Raw genomic sequence first — 12095 nt, forward strand, 5'->3', positions numbered from 1 at the left:
TCGCGCTCACCAGCGACGCGAACGGCGGAGCCGCTCACGACCCGCGTGTTCCGCTGCGCGACCGAGCCACACCGATGAAAGGCACATCGCCGCCATGCCCGCTCCCCAGCACGCCCTCGACCTCAAGCAACCCGCACCGCTCAAGCGCGGCGCCCTGCGCGTCACTCCGCTCGGCGGACTCGGTGACGTCGGTCGGAACATGACGCTCTTCGAACACCGCGGCAAGTTGCTCGTCGTGGACTGCGGTGTGCTGTTCCCGGAAGAGACGCAGCCGGGCATCGACGTGATCCTGCCCGACTTCACGGCCGTGCGCGATCGGCTCGACAAGATCGACGGCATCGTCCTCACCCACGGGCACGAGGACCACATCGGTGGCGTGCCCTACCTGCTGAAGGAACGCCCGGACATCCCCGTCATCGGGTCGAAGCTCACGCTCGCGTTCATCACGGCGAAGCTCCAGGAGCACGGCATCACCCCCGTCACGCACGAGGTCGCCGCCGGCGACGAGCACTCGGCCGGCCCCTTCGACCTCGAGTTCGTCGCGGTCAACCACTCCATCCCCGACGGCCTGGCCGTCGCGATCCGCACGAGCGCCGGCACGGTGCTGCACACGGGTGACTTCAAGATGGACCAGTTCCCGCTGGACCACCGCCTGACGGACCTGAACGCGTTCGCGCGGCTCGGCGACGCCGGCGTCGACCTGTTCATGACGGACTCGACCAACGCCGAGGTCCCCGGCTTCACGACGGCCGAGCAGGAGATCGGTCCGGCGATCGACCGGGTGTTCCGCGAAGCACCGAAGCGCATCGTCGTGTCGAGCTTCGCCAGCCACGTGCACCGGATCCAGCAGGTCCTCGACGCCGCGAAGCGCCACGGCCGGAAGGTCGCCTTCGTCGGCCGGTCCATGGTCCGGAACATGGGCATCGCCGCCGACCTCGGTTACCTGCACATCCCGGACGGCCTGGTGGTCGACCTCAAGCAGCTCGGGAAGCTCCCCGACCACAAGAGCGTCCTGATCTGCACCGGTTCCCAGGGCGAGCCGATGGCCGCGCTGTCGCGGATGGCACGTCGCGAGCACATCATCAAGGTCGGCGAGGGCGACACGATCCTGCTGGCGAGTTCCCTGATCCCGGGCAACGAGAACGCGATCTACGGCGTCATCAACGGCCTCATCCGCTGGGGTGCCACGGTCGTGCACAAGGGCAACGCGAAGGTGCACGTGTCCGGTCACGCCAGCGCCGGCGAGCTGGTGTACTGCTACAACCTCGTCAAGCCGAAGAACGTCCTGCCCGTGCACGGCGAGTGGCGCCACCTCGTGGCGAACGCCGAGCTGGCAGTCCGGACCGGTGTCCCGGAGGACCGTGTCCTCGTCGTCGAGGACGGCGTCGTGGTCGACCTCGATCGTGGCAAGGCCCGCATCGCGGGGCGCATCCCGGCCCCGTACGTCTTCGTCGACGGATCGACCATCGGCGTCGCGACCGAGGCGGCCCTGAAGGACCGCCTGTCGCTCGCTGAAGAGGGGCACATCACGGTGCTCGGCATCTTCGACGAGGGCACGCAGCGGCTCGTCGACCCGGTCGAGTTCCTGCCGAAGGGCTTCGTCGAGGAAGCCGGCTGGATGGCCCACGCCGAGCAGGTCGCGTCGAAGGCGATCGCCGAAGCCACCCGGCGCGGACACATCGACGGCGCCGCGGCGGAACACGCCATCGCCGAGGGGCTCGAGCGGTGGTTCCTCCGTCGACACCGCCGCACTCCGGTCATCACGGCGGTCGTCGTCGACGCCGACTGAGGTCGACGCCCGGACGACCCCCGGGCTGACGACACCGGACCCCGTCGAGCGGTTGCCCGCCGGGGTCCGGTGTCCGGTGTCCGACCCGACCCCGCTCACCGGGGCTCCCACCGGTGGCGTGGTCGGGTCGTTGACTTTCGGTTTACAGCGCTGTAAAGATTGGCGTGCGCGACGGAGCGCACGAGGGAGTGACCATGGTCATGAGCAGCACAACGGCACGGACGGCGCTGAGCCGCCGCGGGTTCCTGGCGGGCGCGGTCGGCGGACTCGGCCTCGGGACCCTGACGCTCGCCGGTTGTTCGGCTCCCTCGGCCGCCGGCACCGCTGCGGGTGGGACCACCCTGCGCTTCTACGAGCAGAAGCAGGAGGTCATCGCCTACTTCGACGACCTGCTCCGACGGTTCGAGAAGGAGAACCGGGGCATGCGGGTCGTGCACGACAGCACCGTCGCGATCGCTCCCCAGTTCGTCCGCGGTGAGCCGGCTGACGTCGGCTGCTTCAACGACAACCTGGAGCTCGCCCGCTACATCGAGCGCGGGGTGCTCAGTGACCTCAGCGACCTCCCCGCCGCCGGCCGGGTCCGCAAGAGCATCGACGGCCTGACGAACCAGTACGCGGAGTACGAGGACCGGACGAGTGTCCTGCCGTTCTCGCTCGCGGCCGCCGGGGTCATCTACAACAAGCGGATCTTCGCCGAGCAGGGCCTGCCCGTGCCGACGACCTGGGACGAGTTCGTCGACGTCTGCACGGCGCTGCAGAAGGCCGACATCACCCCGGTCTACGCCACCGACCGCGACACCTGGACCCTCTGGCAGGGCTTGTTCGACTACTCGGTCGGCAGCCTGGTCGAGACCGGCTCGTTCTTCCGGAAGATGAAGGCCCTGGGCACCGACGTCGGCCCGGACGCCGAGGTGTCGTTCGAGAAGGACTTCGCCCTGCCGATGGAGCGCGCGAAGACGATCTCGTCGTTCTTCAACCCCGACCACGCCACCCGCTCCTACGCCGACGGCAACCTCGCCTTCGGGCAGGGCAAGGCCGCGATGTACCTGCAGGGGCCGTGGGCACTGAGCCAGATCGCCCTGGTCGACGAGGACCTGCCGGTCGGCACGTTCGCGCTGCCGGTGTCGAACGACCCGGGCGACCGGAAGGCCCGCGTCAACATCGACCTCGGCCTCTGGATCCCCACCACCACGTCGAACCCCGACCAGGCACAGCAGCTCGTCGAGTTCCTCATGCAGCCGGACGTCATCAACGCCTACAACCTCGACAACCTGGCGTTCTCGACCACCGAGGACGCGACCCCGCAGACCGACGAGCGCATCGCCGGCCTGCAGTCCTACGTCGACGACGGCGCCTTCTACCAGGGCGCCGGCACCTTCATCCCGACCTCCATCCCGCTCGGGAACTACCTGCAGACGGCCATCCGCAGCGGGGACTTCGACTCGATGCTGCGGCGGCTCGACACCGACTGGCGACGCCTCGCCGGACGCTCGGCGACGGTCTGACCGGCGCGACCAGCACCCGTCGGACCGAACCCGGAACCCAGGAGCGACCATGACCATGCAGACCCCACTGACCCCCGAGACGCAGGACCCGCGTCCCGGTCCCGCCACGGCAGCGACCCGGGTGCACCGACGCGTCGGCTCGCTGCACCGCACCGAGGGCATGTACTACCTGTTCCTCGTCCCCGCGCTCGTGCTGTTCACGGCGTTCGTCGTCGCCCCGGCGTGCGTGGGCATCTTCTACAGCTTCACCGACTACCTCGGGTTCGGGCAGTGGCACTTCCTGGGTCTGGCGAACTACCGCGCACTCGTGTCCGACCCGGCGATCCTCGGGTCCTACGGGTTCACGCTCGGCTTCGCGGTCGTGACGGTCATCGTCACCCAGGTGATCGCACTGACGCTCGCCGTCGCCCTGTCGAAGCGCGTCCGCTTCGCCGCCGGCCTGCGGTCGGTGTTGGTCATCCCGATGGTGGTGTCCGGGATCGTCGTCGCCTACGTCTTCAACTACCTGTTCTCGAACACGCTGCCGGCGTTCGCCACCTCCGTCGGCTTCGGCCCGCTCGAGCAGAGCATCCTCGGTGACCCGAACCTGGCGTGGCTCGCCATCGTCGTGGTCTCCGCCTGGCAGACGATCCCCGGCGCCCTGCTCATCTACACGGCGGGGCTGACCTCGATCCCGTCGGACGTCTACGAGGCCAGCTCGCTCGACGGCGCCGGCACGTGGAAGCAGCTGCGGTCGATCACCCTGCCGCTCATCAGCGGGTTCATCGTGATCAACACGGTGCTCGGCGTGAAGGGCTACCTCGGTGCCTACGACGTCATCGTCGGCCTGACCAACGGCGGACCCGGTTCCGCGACGAGCAGTGTCGCGATGACGATCTTCACCGGCTTCACCAGCGGCGACTACGCCTACCAGATGGCCAACGCGACCGTCTTCTTCATCATCACCGTCCTCATCTCGGTCCTGCAGCTCGCAGTGACGCGCGGAAGGAACCTCCGACTCGCATGAGCGCCATCGACACCCGGTCCCCCGCGACCGCAGCCGCCCGCACCACCCCCGGTCAACCGCGTCGCCGTCGACTCGACCGGGTGAACTGGCCGTTGACGGTCATCCTGGCGATCGCCTCGCTCAGCGTCCTCATCCCGCTGTACGTCACCGTCGCGATGGCGTTCAAGACGAGCGCGCAGGCCGTGGACGGGAACGCCCTGTCCCTGCCGCTGCCGTTCAACCCGGCGAGCTTCGCCGAGGCGTGGCAGCTCACGCGCTTCCCGATCTCGTTCTCGGTGTCGCTCGGCGTCGCCGCGCTCACCGTCGTCGCGACCCTGCTGCTCAGCTCGTTCGCGTCGTACGCGATCGTGCGGAACTGGCACCGCCGGTTCTTCCGCTGGTCGTTCGTCTACCTGCTCGCCGCGATGTTCCTGCCGTTCCCGGTGGTCGCCCTGCCGCAGATCAAGCTCACCGCGATGATCTCGCTGGACAACCCCGTCGGCGTCGCGATCCTGCACGCCATGTTCCAACTGTCGTTCAGTGTGCTGCTGTACTCGGCGTTCCTCCGGTCCATCCCCGTCGAGCTGGAGGAGAGCGCCCGCATCGACGGCGCCTCCACGTGGCAGATCTTCTGGCGCGTCATCCTGCCGCTGCTCGGGCCGATGAACGCCACCGTCGGCATCTTCGCGTTCCTCGCCAGCTGGAACGACTTCATGATGCCGTCGCTCATCACCGCCGACCCCGGACTGCAGACGTTGCCCGTCGTGCAGAACATCTTCCAGAGCCAGTTCGGCACGAACTACAACGTCGCCTTCGCCTCGTACCTGATGGCGATGGCGCCGACGATCGTCGTCTACCTGTTCGCGCAGCGCTGGGTGATCAGCGGCGTGACGCAGGGCGCCGTCAAGAGCTGAGCCGAGCCTCCAGACCGACCCCGGCCCGACCGGCCGAGACAGGACCACCACACGTGACCACGTCGCCACTGCCCACCATCCGCCCGTTCCCCGGCTCCGACCCGGTCGCGTCCCCGGACGCGACCGTCACCGGCGACCACTGGCGGGTCACCGTCCTCCGCGACGGGCTGTTCCGGATCGAGTGGAGCGAGGACGGCGGGTTCGAGGACCGCGCCTCCACCTTCGCGATCCGGCGACGGCTGGACGTCCCCGAGTACACCGTCACCCGCCGCGGCGAGGGGGTCGAGGTGACGACCGGCCGCGCCACCCTGCGCTACGACGGTCGGCCCTTCTCCTCGGCCGGCCTGGTCGTCGAGACCTCCGGACCCGACGCCAACCGGTGGCGGTACGGACAGGAGGCCCGCGACCTGGGTGGCACCGGACGCACCCTCGACGACGTGGACGGGCGGATGCCGCTCGAGTCTGGCGTCCTGGCGCGCGACGGCATCGTCATGCTGGACGACAGCGAGTCGTTCCTGTTCGAGGACGACGGCTGGGTCGGCAGCCGGGTCCCCGGCCGCCGGGACGTCAGCGTGTTCGCGTACGGCCGCGACTACGCCGAGGCGCTCCGGGCCTTCCACGCGGTGTCCGGGCCACCGACCCTGATGCCCCGGTGGGCGCTCGGCAACTGGTGGAGCCGGTACCACCCGTACTCGGACGAGTCGTACCTGGCCCTGCTCGACCGGTTCGACGAAGAGCGTCTGCCGTTCTCCGTCGCCGTGATCGACATGGACTGGCACCGTGTCGACTCCGTCCCGTCCCGGTTCGGCAACGGCTGGACCGGCTACTCGTGGGAGCCCTCGCTCTTCCCCGACCCGCAGGCGTTCCTGGCCGAACTGCACCGGCGCGGGATGCGTACGACGCTGAACCTGCACCCCGCCGACGGTGTCCGGGCGTTCGAGGACGCCTACCCCGCGATGGCCGCAGCGATGGGCGTCGACCCGGACACCGAGCAGGCGATCCCGTTCGACCCCACCGACCCCGACTTCCTCCGCGCGTACTTCGAGGTCCTGCACCGTCCACTCGAGGAGCAGGGCGTCGACTTCTGGTGGATCGACTGGCAGCAGGGCCGGACGTCCTCCGTCCCGGGGGTGGACCCGCTCTGGGTGCTCAACCACTTCCACCTGTTGGACTCGGCCCGCGACGGTGGTGCCGGCATGACGTTCTCCCGCTACGCCGGCCCCGGCAGCCACCGGTACGCCGTCGGCTTCTCCGGGGACGCCGTCGTCTCGTGGGCGTCGCTGGCGTTCCAACCGGAGTTCACCGCGACCGCCGCGAACATCGGGTACCCCTGGTGGAGCCACGACATCGGCGGCCACACCCGCGGTGTCCGGGACGACGAACTCGCCACCCGGTGGGTGCAGTTCGGCGTGTTCTCCCCCGTCATGCGGCTGCACTCTGCGAACAACCCGTTCATCCGCAAGGAGCCCTGGGTGTTCCCCGCCGAGCCGCGGGCCGCGATGGGCGACGCGCTGCGCTTCCGGCACCGACTCGTGCCGTACCTGCACACGATGAACCACCTCGCCGCCGCCGGCACACCGCTCGTCCGACCGATGTACCACCTGGAGCCGCACCGGGACGAGGCCTACCGGGTGCCGAACGAGTACGCCTTCGGCACCGAGCTCGTCGTCGCGCCGATCGTCGAACCGCGAGACCCGGTGACCCTCCGCGGTCGCGCCCGGGCCTGGCTGCCGGCGGGGACCTGGACGGACGTCTTCACGGGCACCACCTACGCCGGCGACCGGTTCGTGGACCTGCACCGCAGCCTCGAGACCATCCCCGTGCTGCTCCGTGCCGGCGGGATCCTGCCGCTCGCCGCACCGGACGAGGTCGACGCGACCGTGAACCCGGCGGCCCTCGAGGTGCTCGTCGCGCCCGGGGCCTCCGGGTCGTTCACGCTCGTGGAGGACCGCGAGGGGCCCGAGGACCCGGACGGCGGCGTCTGCCGGACGACGCTGACCTGGGACCGGAGCACGGCCTCCTTCCGGATCGACCCGGCGGACGGCGACGTCGACAGCGTGCCCGTCCGGCGACGGTGGCGGATCACGTTCCTCGGCTCGCCCGCGGACGGGCAAGAGGTGCAGGTCGCCGCGGCCGACCGCTTCTCCGTCGACCTGGACGTCGTGACGGACGAGGGCGCGACGCTCACCCTCGCCGGCGCGCCGACCGTCGGTGTCGACGCCCGAGACGCCGCCCGGCAGCTGCTGGAGAGCGCCCAGGCGGGGAACGCCGAGAAGCTCACCGCGTGGGAGGTCGTGGACCGGGCCGTCCCGCGAGCCGACCGACTCGTGGAGCTGGAGACCGTCGGGCTGCCCGACTCGCTCCGGAGCGCGCTCGTGGAGCTGCTCGGGAGCGTGCACCCGGAGGTCTGACCGCAACACGCAACGTCGGCGGCGTCTCGCCGCGGTACTCCGTCGCGGGACGCCGCCGACGTTGCGTTCCGCGGTGGGTTCAGCCACACCGCCTAGCCTGGGCCGATGACGGACGAGCAGGCGGGCACCCCGGTCCTCGCGTTCTTCGACGTGGACAACACCCTGATCCACGGCGCGAGCGCGTTCCACCTGGTGCGCGGACTCCGTGCCGCCGGGCTCATCACGATGCGGGACATCGTCAGCGCCGGCTGGAAGCACGCGCGCTTCAAGGTCCGCGGCGAGAACGACCGGCACCTGGCCTCCGCCCAGACCCGCGGGCTCGAGGTGATCACGGGCATCACGGTCGCCGACATGGCGAAGCTGTCCGACGACGTCTACATCCGCCACACCGCTGCGACGGTGTGGCCGGAGACCGCCGCACTCGCGCAGGAGCACCTGGCGAAGGGCCACGAGGTGTGGCTCGTGACCGCGACACCGACGTTCCTGGCAGAGGTGATCGCCCGCAGCCTCGGGCTCACCGGTGCGCTCGGCAGCGTCTTCGAGACCAGCGACGGGGCCTACACCGGCCGCCTCGAGGGTGCGTTCCTGCACGGCGAGCACAAGGCCGTCGCCGCGCGCCGACTGCTCACCGAGACCGGGGCCGACCCCGCCGCGTGCTGGGCGTACTCCGACTCCCGCCACGACATCCCGCTGCTGTCGCTCGTAGGGCACCCGGTCGTGGTGAACCCGGACCAGGGGCTCGCCGCGCACGCGCGCGCCTCCGGCTGGCAGTCCATGCGCCTGCAGCGGGCGAGCATCCGGGAGGCCCGTCGCCGGGTCCGACGGGACGCCGCGACCGCAGGCGGTACGCCCGGCACCTGAGCCCGTCGAGCGGGTCCGATCACCGACCGGCAGCGGTCAGTCGACCGATCCGTCGGGGTACGGTGCGCTCTCCCCCACCAGGATCCGGTGCCCGACGGTCACGGCGCGCCCCTCCCCGGGACGCCCGGCGATCCGCTCCTGCAGGCGGTCCAGGGCAGCCTCGGCGAGCGCGACGGTGTCCGGCGCGACCGACGTCAGGCTCGGGACCAGGCTGGCGGCGAGGCCGATCGCGTCCCACCCGACGACGGCGATGTCCCGTGGTGCTTCGAGTCCGCGCAGGCGCATCGCCCGGAGCGCGCCGACGGCCGCGAGGTCGTCACGGCACAGCAGCCCGTCGATGGACAGGCCGGCGTCGAGCGCCTGCCCGAACGCGTGCTCGGCCCCGCGGGCGTCGCCGACCTCACGCGCGACGCAGAGTGACGCGTCGAACGGCAGGCCGGCCGCGGTCAGGCCGTCGCGGTACCCCTCCAGGCGGAAGGCGGAGGTGCGGGACTGCTCGCCGACCTCGTGTCCGAGGAACCCGATGCGCCGACGTCCGAGGGCGGCGAGGTGGGCGACGGCCTCGGACGCCGCGAGCACGTTGTCGATCGCCACGAGGTCGCTCCCCGGTGGCCGGACGTCCTCGCCGAGGAACACGACGGCGGTGTCCCCGCGGGCGCTGTCGATCTCGGTCGGCGTGAGGACCTGGGGGTGGATGACGACACCGTCGACGACGCCGGCTTCGCGCCCGCGGACGGCGGAGAGCTCGCCCCCCGGAGCACCGGCGGTCTCCTCGAGCAGGAGCTGGTATCCGCGGTCGGCACAGACGCGCGAGAAGACGTGTGCGAGTTCGGCGAAGTACGGTCGCCGGAGGTCCGGGAACGCGAAGGCGAGCATGTTCGTGCGGCCGGTCGCCAGGCTGCGGCCGGAGACGTTCGGCCGGTAGCCGAGGGCGTCGATGGAGTGCTGCACGCGGGTCCGCATGGCGTCGCTGACGTGCCGGTAGCCGCGCACGACGTTGGACACGGTCTTCATCGAGACGCCGGCGTGCTCCGCGACGTCCTGCAACGTGACCTGGCCCACGCGCTCACCGTACCGCGGCCGTCGACGCGCACCCGCCGCGACCCGGGTCGTTGACGGCTGGTTTACAGCGCTGTAAATTGCGTCACCATGAGCACCGTCGCTTCCCCGGCCCCCGTCGTCGTCCCCGACGTCCCCCTCGCGAGCCGACAGGACGGTCGCTACCCCCGGCCACAGATGCTGCGGCACCACTGGACCGACCTCAGCGGCACCTGGTCCTTCCGACACGACGACGCGGACACCGGAGCGGACTCGGGATGGACCACGGGCCTCCCGGACCCGCTCGCGATCACGGTGCCGTTCCCGCCGGAGTCGACGGCCTCCGGCATCGGCGACCCGGGGTTCCACCCCGTCGTCTGGTACGCCCGGACCATCCGCCGGGCAGAACTCGACGCCGCGGGTCACGGGCCCGAGCGGCCGCGCCTGCTGCTGCACTTCGGCGCCGTCGACCACCGGGCGCAGGTCTGGATCGACGGCCGGTTCGTCGGCGAGCACGAGGGCGGCCACACCCCGTTCTCGTTCGACGTCACCGCGCTGCTGGCCGAGGCCGGCGAGGACGCCGGTCCGATCGAGCACCTCCTCGTCGTCCGCGCCGAGGACGACCCCCTCGACGTGACGCAGCCGCGCGGCAAGCAGGACTGGCACGAGGACGCGCACGCCATCTGGTACCGACGCACGACCGGCATCTGGCAGCCGGTCTGGCTGGAGGCCGTGCCCACCACCGCGATCAGCACCCTCCGGTGGACCCCGGCCGGACCCACGGCCGTCGACCTGACCGTCCGGTTCCGTGGGCGCGTCCCCGCCGGTGCCCGCCTCCGCGTCACCCTGCGGTTCGACGAGCGCGACGAGGACCTCGGCACCACCGACTTCGACGCCACCGCCAACCGCCCCACCCTCGACGTCACCGTGCCCGTCGCCCGGCAGCGGAACGGCCAGGCCGAGGACGAGCTCACCTGGTCCCCGGAGCACCCGCGCCTCGTCGACGCCGTGCTCACCCTGGTCGACGACGCCGGTCAGGTGCTCGACGCGGTCTCGAGCTACCTCGGGCTCCGCAGCGTCGGTGTCGGCGGCGGTCGGTTCCTCCTCAACCGCCAGCCGTACCCGGTGCGGAGCGTCCTCGACCAGGCGTTCTGGCCGGAGTCGCACCTGGCCGCCCCGCACCCGCTCGCACACCGTCAGGAGGTCGAGCTCATCAAGGCCCTGGGCTTCAACGCGGCCCGGATGCACCAGAAGATCGAGGACCCCCGGTTCCTGCACTGGGCCGACCGCCTGGGCCTCCTGGTGTGGGGCGAGGCACCGGCCGCGTACGAGTTCTCCCCCACCGCCGTCCGGCTGCTGACCGCCGAGTGGACGGCCGCCGTCGAACGGGACGCCTCGCACCCATCGATCGTCACGTGGGTGCCGTTCAACGAGTCGTGGGGCATCCAGCACGTCATCTCCGACCCAGCGCAGCAGGCGTACGCCCGGGCACTCGTCGACCTGACCCGGGCCCTCGACCCGTCGCGACCGGTGATCGGCAACGACGGGTGGGAGCAGCAGGACACCGACATCGTGACGATCCACGACTACGAGGGCGACGGCGACGTCCTGGCCCGCACCTACGCCGACGACGCGGCCCGGACGCGTGCGCTCAACGGGCTCGCCCCGTCCGGCCACCCGCAGTTCGTCGGCGGCGCGGTCGACCGCGGACAGCCGGTGATGCTCACCGAGTTCGGCGGGGTCCGGCACCAGTCCGGTGGCCGACGCGAGGAGGGCTGGGGCTACACGACCGCCGTCGACGGGGACGACTGGGTCGGCCGCATCACCGCGCTGCACGACGCGGTCCGGGCCAGCACCTTCCTGGCGGGGTCCTGCTGGACGCAGCTGACCGACACCATGCAGGAGACGAACGGCCTGCTCAACGCGGACCGGTCGCCGAAGGTCCCGATCGAGCAGATCCGTCGGGCGGTCACCGGGGAGTGACGAGGAGGGCCGGTGCCGGTCGGGAGCGGCCGCGCAACCCGGACCGGCCGGCGGTGCACCGACTGGTGGGAGGCCGCGACGGTCGCTACGGTCGTCTCGTGCACCCGATCCACCTGCACCACGACGAACCCGACACGTTGAGCCCTGCGACGGCCGCAGCGTTCGACGCCGACGTCCCGGGCACGGCCGTCGCGCCGAGCGGCGAGTTCCTGCCCGGAGCCGCGCTGCCGTCGACCGTGGTGCACGACACGGAACGCGAACGCGACGACCACAGCCCGGTCTCGTAGCGCGCGCCACCAGCGGGAACCCGCCGGGGTGCCCGTGGTGCGGCGGTCCGCATGCTCCCGCTGACGACCGGGAGGTCCGACGCCGCCTCCGGAGATCAGCCCAGTCCGCTGACCGACAGCACCGCGACCCGCTCGCGCCCACGTGCTCCGGCACTGGCGAACGGTGCGCCGCGGACCAACTGGGTCTGGACGACGTCCACGGTGTTGCACATCAGGTCGCGGAACGGCGGCATCCACTGCTGCTCGCGGTGGTTCCTGGCCGTCGCCGGCGCGAGACCGGGATGTGTCTCGTGCCGGGTCACGGTGCCACCCCGGTCTGCGG

General features: G+C 71.2%; 10 protein-coding genes. 8 read left to right on the forward strand and 2 right to left on the reverse strand.

Annotated elements, in window-relative coordinates:
- Positions 1-94: 94 nt before the first annotated feature.
- The 6 genes from DEJ33_RS11350 to DEJ33_RS11375 all read left to right on the forward strand — a co-directional run bounded on the left by DEJ33_RS11350 (position 95) and on the right by DEJ33_RS11375 (position 8465).
- Positions 95-1789 (forward strand): ribonuclease J, encoded by a 1695-nt coding sequence (locus tag DEJ33_RS11350; protein ID WP_111195008.1) that lies wholly within the window; start codon positions 95-97, stop codon positions 1787-1789.
- Between the two features lie 200 nt (positions 1790-1989).
- Positions 1990-3294 (forward strand): ABC transporter substrate-binding protein, encoded by a 1305-nt coding sequence (locus DEJ33_RS11355; RefSeq protein WP_258378156.1) that lies wholly within the window; start codon positions 1990-1992, stop codon positions 3292-3294.
- A 49-nt stretch (positions 3295-3343) separates the two neighbouring features.
- Entirely contained in the window at positions 3344-4300 is a 957-nt protein-coding gene (locus tag DEJ33_RS11360; protein ID WP_111195009.1) for a carbohydrate ABC transporter permease, read from the forward strand.
- Positions 4297-5193, forward strand: coding sequence for a carbohydrate ABC transporter permease (locus DEJ33_RS11365; RefSeq protein WP_110904876.1), 897 nt, complete (start codon positions 4297-4299; stop codon positions 5191-5193). The genes DEJ33_RS11360 and DEJ33_RS11365 overlap by 4 nt, the downstream gene beginning before the upstream one ends.
- 53 nt (positions 5194-5246) lie before the next feature.
- Positions 5247-7604 carry a glycoside hydrolase family 31 protein gene (locus tag DEJ33_RS11370; RefSeq protein ID WP_111195010.1) on the forward strand — a complete coding sequence of 786 codons (2358 nt, stop codon included), beginning with the start codon at positions 5247-5249 and terminating at the stop codon, positions 7602-7604.
- Positions 7605-7709: 105 nt separating this feature from the next.
- On the forward strand, positions 7710-8465 hold the full coding sequence (locus DEJ33_RS11375) for an HAD family phosphatase (protein WP_111195011.1): 756 nt from the start codon (positions 7710-7712) through the stop codon (positions 8463-8465).
- Between the two features lie 36 nt (positions 8466-8501).
- On the opposite strand, the gene DEJ33_RS11380 is transcribed toward DEJ33_RS11375, so the two are convergent.
- Positions 8502-9527: a LacI family DNA-binding transcriptional regulator gene (locus DEJ33_RS11380; RefSeq protein ID WP_111078491.1), complete on the reverse strand. Its 1026-nt coding sequence runs from the start codon at positions 9525-9527 to the stop codon at positions 8502-8504.
- A gap of 87 nt (positions 9528-9614) precedes the next feature.
- Here DEJ33_RS11380 and DEJ33_RS11385 point away from each other — a divergent pair, with 87 nt between their 5' ends.
- Together DEJ33_RS11385 and DEJ33_RS11390 are read left to right on the forward strand one after the other, a co-directional pair.
- Positions 9615-11486, forward strand: a complete 1872-nt coding sequence (locus tag DEJ33_RS11385) for a sugar-binding domain-containing protein (protein ID WP_111195012.1) — start codon at positions 9615-9617, stop codon at positions 11484-11486.
- A gap of 98 nt (positions 11487-11584) precedes the next feature.
- Positions 11585-11773 carry a hypothetical protein gene (locus tag DEJ33_RS11390; RefSeq protein ID WP_146242598.1) on the forward strand — a complete coding sequence of 63 codons (189 nt, stop codon included), beginning with the start codon at positions 11585-11587 and terminating at the stop codon, positions 11771-11773.
- A 95-nt stretch (positions 11774-11868) separates the two neighbouring features.
- Here DEJ33_RS11390 and DEJ33_RS16920 read toward each other — a convergent pair whose 3' ends face one another.
- Positions 11869-12075: a hypothetical protein gene (locus DEJ33_RS16920; RefSeq protein ID WP_146242599.1), complete on the reverse strand. Its 207-nt coding sequence runs from the start codon at positions 12073-12075 to the stop codon at positions 11869-11871.
- Between the last annotated feature and the right edge of the window lie 20 nt (positions 12076-12095).

It is taken from the genome of Curtobacterium sp. MCPF17_047, assembly GCF_003234045.1.
Classification (GTDB): domain Bacteria; phylum Actinomycetota; class Actinomycetes; order Actinomycetales; family Microbacteriaceae; genus Curtobacterium.